Below are 16811 nucleotides of genomic sequence, written 5' to 3'. Positions count from 1 at the left end.
GATGTCCTCCTTAAACTTCGCGGGCGACAGCTTGCGTAAGCTTCGCCGGCAACTTGAATTCGACTTTTTCTTCACGGCCCGCCATCGTCGTGACATCGACGGGCCCCAGCGCGCGCAGCGCGCCGATTACATCCTCAACCATTTCCTCGGGTGCCGACGCGCCGGCGGTCAGGCCGACCGTCTGCACGCCCGCGAACCATTCGGGCTTCACTTCCGAGCCGTCGGCGACGAGATAGCTCGGCACGCCGCTTTCGGTGCCGATCTCGCGCAGGCGGTTCGAGTTCGAGCTGTTCGTCGCACCGACGACCAGCAGCACGTCGACCTGGCCGCTCAACTCGCGCACGGCGGCTTGGCGGTTCTGCGTCGCGTAGCAGATGTCGCGCGTGTCCGGGCCGACGATGTCGGTGAACCGGCGCTGCAGCGCTTCGATGATGCCGCGCGTGTCGTCGACCGACAGGGTGGTCTGCGTCACGTACGCGACCGGCGTATCGACCGGCAGCGTCAGCGTATCGACTTCTGCCTCGCTCTGCACGAGGATCACCTCGGCCGGAATCTGGCCGATCGTGCCTTCGACTTCCGGATGGCCCGCGTGGCCGATCAGGATCAGCCGGCGGCCCGCCGCGACGTACTGGCGGCCCTGCACGTGCACCTTCGTGACGAGCGGGCACGTGGCGTCCAGCACGTCGAGCCCGCGCGTTTCGGCGTCGCGTTCGACCGTCTGGGCGACACCGTGCGCGCTGAAGATCGCCACGGCGCCGTGCGGCACCTCGTCGAGTTCCTCAACGAATCGTGCCCCTTTATTACGCAGATTTTCGACGACATGCCGGTTATGCACGATCTCATGACGCACATAGACCGGCGCGCCGTGCTGTTGCAGCGCGCGATCGACGATTTCGATGGCGCGGACAACCCCCGCACAGAAGCCGCGGGGCTGGGCAAGGATGACTCGCATATATGAGCGAACTCCGACGACAGACGCCGGGGTTCGAGGAGCTGGCACGGCTCGCTCGCCCCGGCTTGATGTTATGAAGGCAGGAACGAACCGGCCAGGCCAGGCCCCGGAACCCCGAATTAATCGCGCATTTTAACCCTATCGGGCCGTCCGTGCTCTGGTGCTGTATCTAGCGTGTTGCATCCACAGCAGAGCCGCGTCGGCGCTGGCGCGCGCGGAACCCGGTAAACTGCGCGCTTTCGCGGGCAGCCGGTTCGGCTGCCCGGCGTCGCGCTCATTTCAAGGCCATTCGATGACCGTCGATTCTTACGCGTATTGCCCTGCCGCCTGTGCGGTCATGGGCGCTTTTACTTCGACCCTAAATATGCTCGACCGCTCGTGCGCCGCGGGCGGCTGCGTTGCTCGCGCCGGTGTCCGGCAGGAGGCTTGCCGATGATGCTGGCGATTACTTTCCTGGTGTCCGGCCTGTCGCTGCTGATCTGGATCGTGCTGCTCGTCGCGCGCGGCGGTTTCTGGCGCGCGCGGCCCGCGCGGGCGCTGCCGCCGCAGGCGCGCGGCGCGGCGGCCGAGGCTGGCTGGCCGGCCGTCGTCGCGGTCGTGCCGGCGCGCAACGAGGTCGACGTGATCGCCCAGGCGGCGACGTCGTTGCTCGAGCAGGACTATCCGGGCGATTTTCATTTGATCATCGTCGATGACCACAGCGACGACGGCACCGCCGACGCGGCCCGTGCGGCCGCGCTCGCGATCAACCGCGCCGAGCGCCTGACGGTGCTGGCTGCGAAGCCGCTGCCGTCCGGCTGGTCGGGCAAGGTATGGGCGCAGTCGCAGGGCATCGCGGCGGTGCGCACGCTCGGGCTGCCGGCCGACTACCTGCTGCTGACGGATGCCGACATCGGCCATCCGCCCGACGCCGTCGCCCAGCTCGTCACGCGCGCGCAGGCCGAACAGCGCGATCTCGTGTCGCTGATGGTGCGGCTGCGCTGCGATTCGTTCTGGGAGAAGGCGCTGATTCCGGCGTTCGTGTTCTTCTTCGCGAAGCTCTATCCGTTCTCGTGGATCAACAATCCGCGCAACCGGACGGCCGGCGCCGCGGGCGGCTGCATGCTGGTCAAGCGCAGCGCGCTCGAGGAGGCGGGCGGGATCGAATCGATCCGCGGCGCGCTGATCGACGACTGCAGCCTCGCCGCGCAGATCAAGCATCGCGGCAGCGGCCGGCATCCGATCCGGCTCGATCTGGCCGATCGCAGCGTGTCGCTGCGTCCGTACGACAGCTGGCGCGACATCTGGAACATGATCGCGCGCACCGCGTTCACGCAGCTCCATTATTCGCCGCTGCTGCTCGCCGGCACGCTGCTCGGGATGACGATCATCTACCTCGTGCCGCCCGTCGCCGCGCTGGCGTACGGCGCGCGCGCGTGGCCGGCGTGGCTCGCGTGGGCGTCGATGTGCACCGCGTATGCGCCGATGCTGCGCTACTACCGGCGCTCGCCGCTGTGGGCGCCCGCGTTGCCGCTCGTCGCGCTGTTCTACGTCGGTGCGACGTTCGCGTCCGCGTGGCGCTATTGGCGCGGCAAGGGCGGCCAGTGGAAGGCGCGGGTGCAGGCGCCGGTGGAGCGTTGAACTGAAGGATGCCGGCGTGTGCCGGCTGACTTCCGGACTTTGGAAAGCAGACAGCCCGATCGGTGTGAACCGATCGGGCTGTTTCTTTTGCGGTGGTGGTGCGCCCGCTTACCGCTGCGTCAGCATCATGTACATCTGGATCACGACGTCCGGCGAGAACGTGAACGGTACCCAGCCGTAGCCGGTGTGGCGCGCGACCAGCAGGCGGTCGCCGTTCGACTGCTTCTGCACGGCCATCATCGGGTTCTTCGTCGTCACGAAGCGCCAGCCAGCCGGGATGCCGGGCGGCGGTTCCGGCTGCATCGACGCGCGCGCATGCGCGAGTTCCTCGATCAGCTGGCCCAGTTGCTCCGGGTGCAGCGTGATCGACTGGCCATTGACGGTCAGCGTCAATTCGTTCTGCGACGGGCGTGCGACGTGCAGCGTGGGCTTGTCAGCGGGCGTGTCCGCTGCTTCGACGGGAGTGACTTCGATCGCGCTGGAGGCGGCGTTCGTCGCGACGATGGCGGTGCTCGCATCGGCCGGCACCGCAGCGCCTTCATCGGCGGCAACTGGCGCGGCACCGGGTTCGACGGCCGGTTCGACGACTTCGGCCGCGACGGCTGCAACGGCCATCGCGGTGTCGGACGCCGCTAGGTTCGTCGCCGCGTCCTTCACGACGGCTTCGACGAGCGCTTCCGCGTCGGCGATCGCCTTCGCGTGACGCTCGGCGGCCGCTTCGGCCTGCGCGATCGCTTCGCCGTGGCGTTGCGCGACGGCCTCGGCTTCGGCAGTGGCCTGCGCGTGGCGTTGCGCGGCCGCGTCGGCTTGCGCGATGGCTTCGGTATGGCGTTGCGTGATGGCTTGCGCTTCGGCGGTCGCATCGGCGTGCCGCTGCGCGGCGGCTTCCGCTTCGGCGATCGCTTGCAGATGACGCTGCGCGAGTGCTTCGGCCTCGGCGATCGCGGCCGCGTGACGTTGCGTCGCGGCCTCGGCTTCGGCGGTCGCATCCGCATGGCGTTTCGCGGCGGCCGCGGCCTCCGCGGTGGCGGCGGCATGACGCTGCGCGGCGGCTTCCGCTTCGGTCGCGGCGGCGTGATGACGTTGCGCGGCCGCCTCGGCTTCGGCGATCGCGGCCGCATGGCGCTGCGACGCGGCTTCCGCATCCGCGTGACGCTGCGCGAGCGCTTCGGTCAGCGCGGTCGCTTCGGTGTGTCGCTGGACGGCGGCTTCGGCCTGCGCGGCGGCTTCGTTGTGGCGTTGGGCGGCGGCTTCGGCCGCGGCGGTGGCATCGGTGTGGCGCTGCTGCGCGGCTGTGGCGTCGGCGGCGGCGGCCGTGTGGCGCTGCGCGGCGGCCAGCGCTTCGGTCTCCGCCGCGGCGTGACGCTCGGCGGCGGCCTGGGCTTCCGCCGCGGCGGCGCGCGCGAACGCTTCCGCGCTGCGTGCCGCCTGCTGCGCGGCGTGGTGATCGTGGAGCAGCTGATCGACGCCCGCGTTGAGCGAATCGATCTGATCGTTCAGGTTCATGCGTGTCTTCTCTGCGTAAGACCCGCGATTTTAACCGCTGCGCCGGTGCCGGTCCGTCAGCGACGTGTAACAAAGTGCGCAAAGCGGCGTGAAGCACGCCGCGTTGTGCTATTTCAGGTAGCCCGCCGAGCCGAACCAGTCGAGCGCGTCGCGCAGCCCTTCGCGGTACGGACGCGCGCGATAGCCAAGCTCGCGCTCGGCCTTCGCGGACGTGAAATACATCTTGTTCTTCGACATCCGCAGCCCGTCGACGGTCACGAACGGCTCCTTCTTCGTGAACTTCGCGACGGCCTCCGCGCCGAGCGCGAGCGGGTAGAGCGGCCAGCGCGGCAGCGCGATGGTCGGCGCCTTGCGGCCCGTCATCTGCGCGATGTCGGCCAGCATCTGCTGCAGCGGCAGGTTCTCGCCGCCGAGGATGTAGCGCTCGCCGATCCGGCCGCGCTCGAGCGCGAGGAAGTGGCCGTGCGCGACATCGTCGACGTGCACCAGGTTCAGGCCGGTATCGACGAACGCGGGAATCTTGCCGAGCGCGGCTTCTACGATGATGCGGCCGGTCGGCGTCGGCTTCACGTCGCGCGGGCCGATCGGCGTCGACGGGTTGACGATCACGGCCGGCAACCCTTCGTCGGCGATCATCCGCTCGACCGCGCGCTCGGCCAGCACCTTGCTGCGCTTGTACACGCCGATCGCCTGCTCGGCGGTCAGCGGCCGGTTTTCGTCGGACGGATCGCCGGCGCTCGTGACCTTCAGCGTCGCGACGCTGCTCGTGTAGACGATCCGCTCGACGCCTTCGGCACGCGCCGCGCGCATCGTCGCGACCGCGCCTTCGAGGTTCGCGCGCTCGATCTCGTCCGGATCCGGCGCCCACAGCCGGTAGTCGGCCGCCACGTGCAGCAGGTAGCGCACGCCGCGCAGCGCGGCGCGCATCGAAGCCTCGTCGCGCATGTCGCCGGTGACGATCTCGGCGTCGAGATCCGCGACGTTCGTGCGCGGGCTGGTCGGGCGCACCAGCACGCGCACCGCATAGCCTTTCTGCTGCGCGATGCGCGCGACGGCCGAGCCGACGAAACCGGACGCGCCGGTGACGAGAACGAGATCGCGGGAGGTATCAGTCATGCGTTTCCTTCAGGGCCGCGCGCGGGCGGCGCGGCGGTTGTGCGTCGGCGAGATTGTACGTGGTCGGCGCGCCCGGCGACGCGAGCGCCGCGCGGGCGGTAGCACTGCGCGGCCGCACCGGGCGGCGGCCGATGGCCGGCCTGCCGGGCGCGTGTAGGAAGCGGCCGACGCGACTACAATGCCGGGCTTGAATGCAACAGGAGGGCGACGCGATGAGCCGTAATGAACTGGACGAACGGATCGAGACCTACTACGTGCGGGTGCGCGGCGTCGTGCAGGGCGTCGGCTTCCGGCACGCGACGGTACGCGAGGCGCATGCGCTGAAGCTGCGCGGCTGGGTCGCGAATCTCGAGGACGGCAGCGTCGAGGCGATGATCCAGGGCCCCGGCGCGCAGATCGACCGGATGCTCGCGTGGCTGCGCCACGGGCCACCGGCCGCACGCGTGACCGAGGTCACGTTCGAGGAACGTCTGATCGAAAGGCGCTTCGATCGCTTCCAGCAGCAGTAAGGCGAAAACAATATGACGGGGTATCCGGAGGCCGGGCGCGGCATCGTGCTGTCGGTGCTGGCGTCGACGCTGTTCGCGCTGATGTCCGCTTACGCGAAACTGCTCGCGCCGCTCACGGGGCTCGACATCTTCGCGTGGCGCATCGTGTGGACCGCGCCGGGCGCGCTCGCGCTGATCGCGCTGCGTGGCCGCTGGCCCGCGCTCGTCGAGCTGGTCCGACGCAGCGTGCGCGACTGGCGCCTGCTGATCGCGCTGCCGGCGAGCGCGGCGCTGCTCGGCCTGCAGCTGTGGCTGTTCCTGTGGGCGCCGCTGCACGGGCGCATGCTCGAAGTGTCGCTCGGCTATTTCCTGCTGCCGCTGACGATGGTGCTCGTCGGCCGCTTCTACTATCACGAACGGCTCGATCCGCTGCAATGGGCGGCGGTCGCGTTCGCGGCGCTGGGCGTCGCGCACGAGGTGTGGGCGACGCGCGCGTTCGCGTGGCCGACGCTCGTCGTCGCACTCGGCTATCCGCCGTATTTCGTGCTGCGCCGTCGGATCAACGCCGATTCGCTGGTCGCGTTCGCGGTCGAGATCGTGCTGCTGTGTCCGGTCGCGCTCGCGATGGTGTCGACGAGCGCGACGCCGGTCGCCAGCCATCCGCTGCTGTGGGCCGTGCTGCTGCCCGGGCTCGGCGTGCTCAGCACGCTCGCGCTCGCGAGCTACCTGAAGGCGAGCCGGATGCTGCCGATGGCGCTGTTCGGGATCCTCGGCTACGTCGAGCCCGTGCTGCTCGTCGCGGTGTCGCTGCTGCTGCTCGGCGAGACGCTGAGCGTCGCGCAGCTCGCGACGTACGGGCCGATCTGGGTCGCCGTCGCGCTGACCGCGTGGCACAGCGCGATGCTGATGCGGCGCCTGCCCGCGCGTCGCTGAGCGTCGGTCAGCGTCGCTCAGCGTCATTTCCCGCCGCACGACGGCCGCGCGGAAACCGGCTACGCCTTGCGCGTTCGTCGCTTCGAATGCCGCGATGCTGGCGACGAACTGGCGACGCACTGACGTCACACTGACCGCGTCGCCAGCTTCGTATCGTCGACGTCATCCGTGTAATCGAACAGAAGATTCCGTTGCATTTTGTTACTTAGGGTATCCCCCAGCGGACACTAGACTGATCTGACCGTCTTCTCTTCGTATGCGGCTTTTCCATGAACGGTCATCTCCGTGCCGGGCCGGCCGGGCTGGCGCGATGCGAGCATACGCGTATCGCCGCTGATCGGCTGCGCCTTCTTCCTTTCGAATTCTCCGTCGGTGCGTGCCGCGCCGTGCTCGCGCAGGTGCGGCCATGTCGCTGAGCATGCCGCCCGTCGCCGCGGCTGCGCCGGCGCGCGGCGGCCGCCTGATCGAAGTCGATTTCTTCCGCGGGATCGTGCTGCTGATGATCGTCGTCGATCACATCAGTGCGAGCGTGCTGTCGCGCGTGACGCTCCACGCGTTCGCGCTGTGCGACGCGGCCGAGGTGTTCGTCTTTCTCGGCGGCTTCGCGACCGCGAGCGCCTACGGCGCGATCGCCGACCAGCACGGCGCGCGCGCCGCGCAGCGGCGGTTCGTGCACCGCGCGATGCAGATCTATCGCGCGTTTCTCGCGACGTCGACGCTGATGCTCGTCGTGTCCGCCGTGCTCGACCATTACGGGATCGACGCGCCGAACCTCGCGCTCGACGACGTCAGCGTGATGCTCGCGTCGCCGCTCACGGGCGCGGCCGAGCTGCTCACGTTCCAGCGCCAGCCGTATCTCGCGTCGGTGCTGCCGATGTACGTGCTGTTCGCGCTCGCGTCGCCGGTCGTCGTGCCGTTCGCGCGCCGCCACCCGTGGCTGCTCGTCGCGTTCGGCGCGGCGTCGTGGCTCGCGGCCGGCTGGCTCGGCCCCGAACTGCTGGACACCGATGCGTTCCGCTGGAGCTTCAACCCGTTCGCGTGGCAGCTGATGTTCGTCGGCGGCGTGCTCGCGCGCAGCCAGCCGTTCTATCGGCACGTCGCGCTCGGGCGCTGGAGTGCCGCGGCGACCGGCGTCGCGTGTGCGATCGTGCTCGGCTGCGCGAGCTACAAGCTGTTCTCGGGGCTGCCGGTGCCGGAAGGCGTGCTCAAGCGCGATCTCGCGCTGCCGCGCATCGTGAGCTTCGTGGCGCTCGCGTGGCTGATGGCCGACTGCGTGCGCTACGGCTGGATCGCGCGCATTGCGCACGCCGTGCAGCCCGTGGTCGCGGTGGGCCGGCGCGGCCTGATCTGCTTCGTCGCGGGCGCGGCGATCTCGCTCGTCATCGATTCGCTGCTGCATCCGGTCGCGAACGGCGCCGAGCTGCGGCATATCGGCGTGGGGCTCGCGGCCGACGCGTGCGCGGTGGGGCTGATGATGGCGGTGGCCGGATCGGGATCGTGGTTCGCGCGCTGGCGCGGCGCGGCCGCATGAGCGGCGCGGGAGCGCGCGCAGGCGGCACGCAAGGGGCCGCGCGGCGTCGGTGCGCTCAGTGAGGTGAGCCGATGCGGGAGCGGGGGGCCGCCGTCGCGTCGTCGGATTCGGTGTCGTCGCGTTCGTCGGACTTCGGATCGTCCTGCTGCGCGAGCACCGCGTCGGCTTCGGCCGCGGCCCGGGCGGCGCGCAATGCGGTGCAGCGCTGCGCGTGCCGGATGTCCGACAGTAGCCTCAAGAGCCGAGTCGTTTTGCTTTTCATGATGTTCTCCCGCCAGTGCGCACCGCGATGGAACGGTTGCGCCGTTGCAACCAGTGTAGGACGTGCTGGCCGTGCTGGCGGGAGAATGTGGCGTGCATGCCGCACGCCGAGGGATAGTACTTACTGAGCCGAGGCCATCGCCTGCGCCTGCACCGCTTCTTCCTCGCGGCGCTCGTCCGCGCAGCGCTGATGCTGGCGCGACAGGCGGTTCATCATCGGCAGCAGCAGCAGCGCCAGCAGCATGCCGATCGCGGCGAGCCAGCCGAGCTTCTCGAACAGCGAAAGATAGAGCGGCAGCGATTCGGTGGCCGGCAGGTCGTGCGACGGCATCTGCGCGAAGTTCGCGACGACGCTGCCCAGATACTGCGACACACCCGTCGCGACGAAATACGCGCCCATCATGAAGCCGCTCATGCGCGCCGGCACGTAGCGGGCGATCATCGCGAGGCCGAGGCCGCTCACCAGCAGTTCGCCGAGCGAGTAGAGGCCGTAGCCCCACACCATGAACCACGACGACACGCGGCCGTCCACCGCGTAGCGGCCGCTGATCGTGAACACCAGGTAGCCGGCCGCCACCGCGCCGAAGCCGAATGCGTACTTCGCCGCGACCGGCAGGTCACGGCCGCTCTTCGAGAACGCGTTGTAGATCCACACGAGCAGCGGGCTCAGCATCATGATCCAGATCGGGTTCAGTGCCTGGAATTGCGCGGCGCTCCACGTGAACAGCGTCGTGCCGAACAGGATGAAGCGCGGATCGACGTTGCGCAGCGCGAACAGCGTCAGCGACGTCGACATCTGCACGTAGAAGATGAAGAACAGGATCACCTGGCCGATCAGCACCAGCGCCGCGATCAGGCCCGCCCGCTCCGAACGCTCCGACTTCGCGATCATGTACGCGAAGATCGCCAGGATCGCGAACGCGGCCGTCCACACGCTCGCGACCGCGAGCTGCTTGTGCTGCAGCACGTACAGCGTGATCAGCGCGAGCGCGACGCCGCCTGCCGCCACGCCGCCGAGGCGCTTCCAGCGGATCGGTTCGTCGTCGGGCTGCGAGCCGATGTGCGCGAGCGTGCGGTGCATCAGCATGAAGTTCAGGATCGCGAGCAGCATGCCGCCGCAGCAGACCGCGAACGCGGTGTGCCAGCCCCAGTGATCCTTGATCCACGGCGTCGCGAGCATCGACACGGTCGAGCCGATGTTGACCGCCATGTAGTAGATCGTGAACGCGCTGTCGATGCGCGCATCGTCGCCTTCGTAGATGCGGCGCACGAGGTTCGCCGCGTTGGCCTTGAACAGGCCGTTGCCGACGACGATCACGCCGAGCGATGCGTACATGTACGCCAGCGCGTCGTTCGGCACCGCCAGCATCAGGTAGCCGGCGCACAGCACGGCCGCGCCGATGATCATCGTGCGACGGGCGCCGAGCACCTTGTCGCCGATCCAGCCGCCGATCGACGGCGACGCGTAGACGAGCGCGGTAAACGCGCCCCAGGTCAGGTTCGCATGGCTGTCGGTGAAACCGAGCCGGTCGACCATGAAGAGGACCAGAAGCGCGGCCATGCCGTAGTAGCCGAAGCGCTCCCACATTTCGATGAGGAAGACCGTCGTAAACGATCGGGTTTGGGAAACAGGTGCGTGCATCATCAATCTCGTTTCAAACGGACGGCGCGGATCGCGCGTCGCCTTGGGGTCGAACTGGCGCCGGAGCACGGTGGCCGGGTAGGCTTTGCGCGGCGATGGAGCAGTCGGGCGGTTAGCCCGGGCCGGGGTCGGACACCGCCCGACAAGGCGGTGCGCGGCCTCGACCGGCGCGCGAATGGTAACGTTTGCCGGTCCGGTGCGTCGGGTCCGCGCCACTCAGGGAAACTCCCAATATGGCAGCAGCTTTCAGGAACATTTGTCTCGTCATTTACTTGTAAGCTGTGCGCCCGTTCTCCGCAAATTCCCGGAGAGCCGCTTGCAGCTTGCCTGTGAAGCCGGCGAGTCTGGCAAGATAGCGCGTCGTTTCGCACGCTTCGTGCCCTGTTTAGTGCACCGGGCTCGACACCGAAGACGTGTGCGAACCTGAAGATTAAGGCATCTCGATTTAACTTAGTTACTTTCCATCAAACATTTTTTGACGACCACTTTTCGGCCTGCTATGGTTTCCCCCACTGAAAACTCGCGATCGGCAGACGCTGCCGCTCTGGGCAGCAAGATTCGCGCGTTGCGCCAACGACTCAAGCGCACGCTCGACGACACCGCTACCGCCGCGGGTATTTCGAAGCCGTTTCTGTCTCAAGTCGAGCGCGGGCTCGCGTCGCCGTCGCTGACGTCGCTGGCCGGTATCGCACAGGCGCTCGGCGTGACGGTGCAGTACTTCGTGGACACACCGAGCGAGGAACGCTCGGTCTGCAGAGGCGAGCAGTTGCGCTTCTTCGGATTCGCCGATTCGGCGAATTTGTTCGCGAGGCTGACGAACGTGTCCGAAGGGCGTCAGCTCGAGGCGATCCTCGTGCGGTTGCCGCCGGGGCAGAAGCGGTCGGAAGTAACGACGCATGCAGGAGAGGAATTCCTGTATGTGATTGAAGGGGAAGTGTCGCTGACGCTGGAAGGCAAGACGTTCGTCCTGCAGGCCGGCGACAGTTCGCACTACCAGTCGACGGTCCCGCACAGCTGGGTCAACACCGCGAAGATCGAGTCGGTGGTGGTCTGGGTCGGTACACCGAGGCTGTTCTAACGCACAGGTATTCCTTCGTTTCAGAGACGGAATGCCTGTCGAAAGAAACGTAAGGAATACTAAGATGCAATACGAGAACCACGGGCCTCCCCAATCGCTGCACCCGTCAGCGTCTCAAGCGTAACCGCGGCATTCGCCGCGCGACGCTCACCGAACAACCTTCTCAAGACCGCCACGATGAAATCCTTGCATGCCATGTCGGCCGTGCTGGCCGCGCTCGCCCTGACGACGCCCGCCGCTCACGCCGTGACCGTTCCGTCGAACGTCGCGCTCGCTCCTCAACAGGACCTGACGCGCCAGGTGCCCGCCGAAGTCGAGTCGCTCGATCCGGCGCACATCGAATCGTGGACGGGCAACACGATCGGCCTCGATCTGTTCGAAGGGCTCGCCCGCATCGACGCGGCGGGCCAGGTCGTGCCGGGCGTCGCGCAGTCGTGGGAGCGCAAGACGCCGCAGACGTGGATCTTCAAGCTGCGCCACGATGCGAAGTGGAGCAACGGCCAGCCGGTGACGGCCGCCGATTTCGTCTATTCGTGGCAGCGTCTCGTCGATCCGAAGACGGGCTCGAAGTACACGATCCTCGTCGAGTTCATCAAGAACTCGAAGGACATCATCGCCGGCAAGGCCGCGCCGACGACGCTCGGCGTGCGCGCCGTCGACCCGTACACGCTCGAAGTGACGACCGACGTGCCCGTCGCGTTCTTCCCCGAGCTGACCGCGATGGCGCCGCTCGCACCGGTGAACAAGGACACCGTCGCGAAGTTCGGCGACGCATGGACGCGCCCCGGCAACATCGTCAGCAACGGCGCATACCAGCTCGTCGACTGGCAGCCGAACAACCGCATCGTGGCGACCAAGGATGCGAAGTACTGGAACGCGTCGAAGGTCGTGATCAACAAGGTCACGTACCTGCCGATCGAAAGCGACGAAACCGCGATGCGCATGTACCAGGCCGGCCAGATCGACTACAGCTACTCGATCCCGTCGGGCATCTTCCAGCAGGTCAGCAAGCAGTTCGGCGGCGAGCTACGCCCGGGCCTGCAGCTCGCGACCTACTACTACTACCTGAACAACAGCGACGCGGCGCTCAAGGACAAGCGCGTGCGCCAGGCGCTGTCGATGGTGATCGATCGCGACGTGCTGACGTCGAAGCTCACGCAGGCCGGCGAGAAGCCGATGTACGGCCTGATGCCGAACGGCACGAAGGGCGCGCAGCCGTTCACGCCGGACTGGGCGTCGTGGCCGATGGCCAAGCGTGTCGCGACCGCGAAGGACCTGCTCAAGCAGGCCGGCTATTCGGACGCGAAGCCGCTGTCGTTCACGCTCACGTACAACACCAACGACCTGCACAAGAAGGTCGCGCTGTTCACCGCGTCGGAATGGCGCACGAAGCTCGGCATCAACACGAAGCTCGAGAACGTCGAGTTCAAGGTGCTGATGAAGGAACGGCATGACGGCAAGGTGCAGATCGCGCGCGACGGCTGGTTCGCCGACTACAACGACGCGATGACCTTCTTCGACCTGATCCGCTGCGGCAGCTCGCAGAACACCGTCGGCTACTGCAACAAGCAGATGGACTCGCTCGTCGACGAAGGCAACCAGAAGCTCGACGACAAGGCGCGCACCGCGCTGCTCACGCAGGCGCACGACACGGCGATGAACGACACGCCGATGCTGCCGCTATTCCAGTACTCGGCCGACCGTCTCGTGAAGCCCTACGTGGGCGGCTACTCGCTGAAGAACGTGATCGACATGCGTGCGTCGCAGGACATGTACCTGATCAAGCACTGAGCGGAGCGATCATGCTGGCCTACGCATTGAGACGCACGTTGTGGGCGGTGCCGACGATTCTCGCCGTCATCACCGTCTGCTACCTGCTGCTGCATTTCACGCCCGGCGGCCCGTTCGATACGGAGAAGCAGCTGTCCGTGGCGACGCTCGCGAACCTGAACGCGAAGTACCACCTCGACGAGCCGCTGTGGAAGCAGTACCTGCTGTATCTCGGTTCGCTGCTGCGCGGCGATCTCGGCCCGTCGTTCCGCTACGTCGACTGGTCGGTGAACGATCTCGTGAAGAAGGCGCTGCCCGTGAGTCTCGGCGTGGGCGGCGTGTCGATCCCGGTCTCGATCGTGTTCGGCGTGCTGCTCGGTACCGTCGCGGCCGTGCGCCGCGACAGCGTGATCGACCGCTTCGTGATGCTGCTCGGCAACTTCGGCAACGTCGTGCCGCCGTTCGTGCTCGGCCCGGTGCTGGTGTGGATCTTCGCGATCCTGCTGAAGACGTCGGCCGGCAACGGCTGGCTGCCGGCCGGTGGCTGGGGCGACGGCGGCTGGCAGTACCGGCTGCTGCCGATCGTGCTGCTGACCTTCATCAACGTGTCGCTGCTCGCACGCGTGATGCGCGGCTCGATGATCGAGACGCTGTCGAGCAACTACATCCGCACCGCGCGCGCGAAGGGCCTGCCGGGCTCGACGATCGTGCTGCGCCACGCGCTCAAGCCCGCGCTGATGCCGGTCGTGTCGCTGTTCGGCACGGTCTGCATCACGTCGATCACGGCGGCCGTCGTCACCGAATCGGTGTTCGCGCTGCCGGGGCTCGGGCAGCTCGTCGTGAACGGCGCGATCAACCGCGACTACACGCTGGTGCTCGGCCTCGTCGTGCTGACGACCGTGTTTGCAGTGCTGTTCAACCTGCTGGTCGACCTCGCGTACGCGTGGCTCGATCCGCGCATCCGTTATTGAGCGAGGCACTGCGATGACCCCGACTACTCCCGTCGTCAGTCTGCCCGTGCAGACCGACTCGCCGCCGCGTTCGCGCTCGCCGCTCGCGCTCGCGTTCGCGCGCTTCCTTCACAACCGCGCGGCCCTGTTCAGCCTCGTGCTGCTCGCGCTGATCACGCTCGCGTGCTTCGCCGGCCCGTGGCTGCTCGCCGCCGATCCCGCGACGAGCGACTGGGCGTCGATCAGCCTGCCGCCGACGTTCGCCAACCAGCACTGGTTCGGCACCGACGAACTCGGCCGCGACCTGCTCGTGCGCACGCTGATCGGCGGGCGCGTGTCGATCGAGGTCGGCCTGCTCGGCACGCTGGTGTCCGGGCTGTTCGGCGTCGCGTGGGGCGCGACCGCCGGCTTCGCGGGCGGCCGCGTCGACTCCGTGATGATGCGCATCGTCGACATGATGTACGCGATCCCGTACCTGCTGATCGCGATCCTGATGATGACCCTGTTCGGCCGCTCGTTCTTGCTGGTCGTGCTGACCATCAGCGCGTTCTCGTGGATCGACATGGCGCGCGTCGTGCGCGGCCAGACGCTGTCGCTGCGCAACCGCGAGTTCGTCGATGCGGCGCGCGCGATCGGCGTGTCGCCGGCATCGATCGTGCGGCGCCACATCGTGCCGAACCTGCTCGGCGTGGTCGTCGTGTACGCGACGGTCTCGGTGCCGAACATCGTGCTGACCGAATCGGTGCTGTCGTTCCTCGGCCTCGGCGTGCAGGAACCGATGACGAGCTGGGGCGTGCTGATCCAGGACGGCGCGCAGAAACTGGAATCGATGCCGTGGCTGCTGCTGGCACCGGCCGTCATGCTGTGCGTGACGCTTTACTGCGTGAACTTCGTTGGCGACGGCCTGCGTGACGCGCTCGACCCGAAGGATCGCTGAAATGGCCTCACTACTTGAAGTCGACAACCTCGGCGTGCGCTTCACGCGCAAGGATGCACCGCCCGTCGACGCCGTGAGCGGCGTGTCGTTCTCGCTCGAGGCCGGCAAGACGCTCGGCATCGTCGGCGAATCGGGCTCGGGCAAGAGCCAGACCGTGATGGCGCTGCTCGGCCTGCTGGCCGGCAACGGCACGACGACGGGCACCGCGCGCTATCGCGGCGACAACCTGCTCGAGATGGACACGCGCGCGCTGAACGCGGTGCGCGGCGACCGGATCGCGATGATCTTCCAGGATCCGATGACGTCGCTCAATCCGTTCCTGACGATCGAGCGGCAGATGACCGAGACGCTGCAGCTGCATCGCAAGCTGTCGCGCAAGGACGCGACCCGGCGCGCGATCGAGGCGCTCGAGTCGGTGCGCATTCCCGATGCGGCACGCCGCATCCGCATGTATCCGCACGAGTTCTCCGGCGGCATGCGGCAGCGCGTGATGATCGCGATGGCGCTGCTGTCCGAGCCGGAAATCCTGATCGCCGACGAGCCGACCACCGCGCTCGACGTCACCGTGCAGGCGCAGATCATCGACCTGCTGCGCGAACTGAACCGCGAGCGCGGCACCGCGATCGTGCTGATCACGCACGACATGGGCGTGGTCGCGGGCCTCGCGGACGACGTGATGGTCATGTATGCGGGCCGCACCGTCGAATACGCGCCGGCCGATTCGATCTTCGCGGCGCCGTCGCATCCGTACACGATCGGTCTGCTCAACGCGCTGCCGCGCCTGACCGACGCGGACGATGCGCCGCTCGTCGCGATTCCCGGCAATCCGCCGATGCCCGGCACCGCGCCGGCCGGCTGCGCGTTCGCGAAACGCTGCACGTATGCGGAGGAGCGCTGCGGTGCGGCGCGCCCCGTGCTCGAAACCTATGGCGCGGCGGGCGCGGTGCGCGCGTGCCACCGGCCGCTGGCCGATCTGACGGGAGGTCTGCGATGAGCGTCGAAGCACGCCGCAATGCCGGCGCGACGGGCGACACGCTGCTGTCCGTCGAGGATCTGAAGGTGCATTTCCGCGTGCCGCTCGGCGGCTATCCGTGGTCGCCGAAGGGCACGCTGCGCGCGGTCGACGGCGTGTCGTTCGACGTGAAGCGCGGCGAGACGGTCGGGCTCGTCGGCGAATCGGGCTGCGGGAAGTCGACGCTCGCGCGCGCGCTGATCGGCCTCGTGCCGATGACGGCCGGCACGGTGCGCTGGCGCGGCGATGCCGTCGCGCCCGATCACCTGCGCGGTACCGCGATGCGCCGCGAAGTCCAGATGATCTTCCAGGATCCGCTCGCGTCGCTCGATCCGCGCATGACGATCGAGCAGATCGTCGCGGAGCCGCTCGTCACGCACCACGCGGGCCTCGGCCGCACCGAAGTGCGCCGCCGCGTGATCACGATGCTCGAGCGCGTCGGCCTGAATGCGCATCACCTGCTGCGCTATCCCCACGAATTTTCCGGCGGGCAGTGCCAGCGCGTCGGGATCGCGCGTGCGCTGATCAGCGAGCCGCAGCTCGTGATCTGCGACGAACCCGTCTCGGCGCTCGACGTGTCGATTCAGGCGCAGATCGTGAACCTGCTGCGCGATCTGCAGCGCGACCTGTCGTTGTCCTATCTGTTCGTCGCGCACGATCTGGCGGTGGTGAAGGCCATCAGCCAGCGCGTGCTCGTGATGTATCTCGGCCGCGTGATGGAGTTCGGCACGCGGCATGACGTGTATGGCGTGCCGCAGCACCCGTACACGAAGGCGCTGCTCGATGCGGCGCCGACGCCGGAGCCGGCGCGCGAGCGTGCTCGCCGTCCGATGCTGCTGGCGGGCGAGATGCCGTCGCCGCTCAACCCGCCGTCCGGCTGCGCGTTTCGCACGCGCTGCCCGGTCGCGATCGACGCGTGCGCGCAGGACGTGCCGCTGCCGGAAGTGCGGCACGGCTCGGCGGCGCGTGTCGCGTGCATCCGGGCGGGTGTGGCGGCGTGAAGTGACGCAGCAAA

Annotated in this window: 15 protein-coding genes; 10 read left to right on the top strand and 5 right to left on the bottom strand. The window is 68.0% G+C overall.

The annotated features are described in order from the left end of the window. Positions 1-10: 10 nt before the first annotated feature. Positions 11-952, bottom strand: a complete 942-nt coding sequence (gene ispH, locus BAMB_RS24385; protein WP_011659818.1) for a 4-hydroxy-3-methylbut-2-enyl diphosphate reductase — start codon at positions 950-952, stop codon at positions 11-13. Between the two features lie 432 nt (positions 953-1384). Between ispH and BAMB_RS24380 the strand changes: the two genes are divergently transcribed. Next, the gene (locus BAMB_RS24380) at positions 1385-2572 is read left to right on the top strand and encodes a glycosyltransferase (RefSeq protein ID WP_011659817.1); all 1188 of its coding nucleotides are present in this window, start codon (positions 1385-1387) and stop codon (positions 2570-2572) included. Between the two features lie 108 nt (positions 2573-2680). Here the strand turns inward: BAMB_RS24380 and BAMB_RS24375 are convergent, their stop codons facing one another. Together BAMB_RS24375 and hpnA are read right to left on the bottom strand one after the other, a co-directional pair. Further along, positions 2681-4078, bottom strand: a complete 1398-nt coding sequence (locus tag BAMB_RS24375) for a hypothetical protein (protein WP_011659816.1) — start codon at positions 4076-4078, stop codon at positions 2681-2683. A gap of 108 nt (positions 4079-4186) precedes the next feature. Further along, positions 4187-5194 (bottom strand): hopanoid-associated sugar epimerase, encoded by a 1008-nt coding sequence (gene hpnA, locus BAMB_RS24370; protein WP_011659815.1) that lies wholly within the window; start codon positions 5192-5194, stop codon positions 4187-4189. Positions 5195-5406: 212 nt separating this feature from the next. On the opposite strand from hpnA, the gene BAMB_RS24365 reads away from it, so the two are divergent. The 3 genes from BAMB_RS24365 (at position 5407) to BAMB_RS24355 (ending at position 8146) form a co-directional block, all read left to right on the top strand. Next, the gene (locus BAMB_RS24365; protein ID WP_041491699.1) at positions 5407-5703 is read left to right on the top strand and encodes an acylphosphatase; all 297 of its coding nucleotides are present in this window, start codon (positions 5407-5409) and stop codon (positions 5701-5703) included. Positions 5704-5715: 12 nt separating this feature from the next. Continuing rightward, the gene (rarD, locus tag BAMB_RS24360; protein WP_011659813.1) at positions 5716-6615 is read left to right on the top strand and encodes an EamA family transporter RarD; all 900 of its coding nucleotides are present in this window, start codon (positions 5716-5718) and stop codon (positions 6613-6615) included. A gap of 406 nt (positions 6616-7021) precedes the next feature. Then, complete coding sequence (locus BAMB_RS24355; RefSeq protein ID WP_011659812.1) at positions 7022-8146, top strand: OpgC domain-containing protein; 1125 nt, start codon at positions 7022-7024, stop codon at positions 8144-8146. Positions 8147-8201: 55 nt separating this feature from the next. Here the strand turns inward: BAMB_RS24355 and BAMB_RS24350 are convergent, their stop codons facing one another. Next, positions 8202-8408, bottom strand: a complete 207-nt coding sequence (locus BAMB_RS24350; protein ID WP_011659811.1) for a hypothetical protein — start codon at positions 8406-8408, stop codon at positions 8202-8204. Positions 8409-8528: 120 nt separating this feature from the next. Continuing rightward, complete coding sequence (locus BAMB_RS24345) at positions 8529-10052, bottom strand: peptide MFS transporter (protein WP_011659810.1); 1524 nt, start codon at positions 10050-10052, stop codon at positions 8529-8531. 496 nt (positions 10053-10548) lie between these two features. On the opposite strand from BAMB_RS24345, the gene BAMB_RS24340 reads away from it, so the two are divergent. From BAMB_RS24340 to BAMB_RS24315, 6 genes are all read left to right on the top strand, one after another. Then, complete coding sequence (locus BAMB_RS24340; protein WP_006753630.1) at positions 10549-11127, top strand: cupin domain-containing protein; 579 nt, start codon at positions 10549-10551, stop codon at positions 11125-11127. Between the two features lie 177 nt (positions 11128-11304). Next, complete coding sequence (locus tag BAMB_RS24335; RefSeq protein WP_011659809.1) at positions 11305-12918, top strand: peptide ABC transporter substrate-binding protein; 1614 nt, start codon at positions 11305-11307, stop codon at positions 12916-12918. Between the two features lie 11 nt (positions 12919-12929). Continuing rightward, positions 12930-13868, top strand: coding sequence for an ABC transporter permease subunit (locus BAMB_RS24330; protein ID WP_011659808.1), 939 nt, complete (start codon positions 12930-12932; stop codon positions 13866-13868). 13 nt (positions 13869-13881) lie between these two features. Continuing rightward, the gene (locus BAMB_RS24325) at positions 13882-14784 is read left to right on the top strand and encodes an ABC transporter permease (RefSeq protein WP_011659807.1); all 903 of its coding nucleotides are present in this window, start codon (positions 13882-13884) and stop codon (positions 14782-14784) included. A 1-nt stretch (position 14785) separates the two neighbouring features. Then, on the top strand, positions 14786-15778 hold the full coding sequence (locus BAMB_RS24320) for an ABC transporter ATP-binding protein (RefSeq protein ID WP_011659806.1): 993 nt from the start codon (positions 14786-14788) through the stop codon (positions 15776-15778). Then, positions 15775-16797: an ABC transporter ATP-binding protein gene (locus BAMB_RS24315; protein WP_011659805.1), complete on the top strand. Its 1023-nt coding sequence runs from the start codon at positions 15775-15777 to the stop codon at positions 16795-16797. The genes BAMB_RS24320 and BAMB_RS24315 overlap by 4 nt, the downstream gene beginning before the upstream one ends. Positions 16798-16811 lie beyond the last annotated feature (14 nt).

Origin of the sequence: Burkholderia ambifaria AMMD (assembly GCF_000203915.1) — a bacterium.
Classification (GTDB): Bacteria; Pseudomonadota; Gammaproteobacteria; order Burkholderiales; family Burkholderiaceae; genus Burkholderia; species Burkholderia ambifaria.
This window is presented reverse-complemented; position numbering and strand designations above follow the sequence as displayed.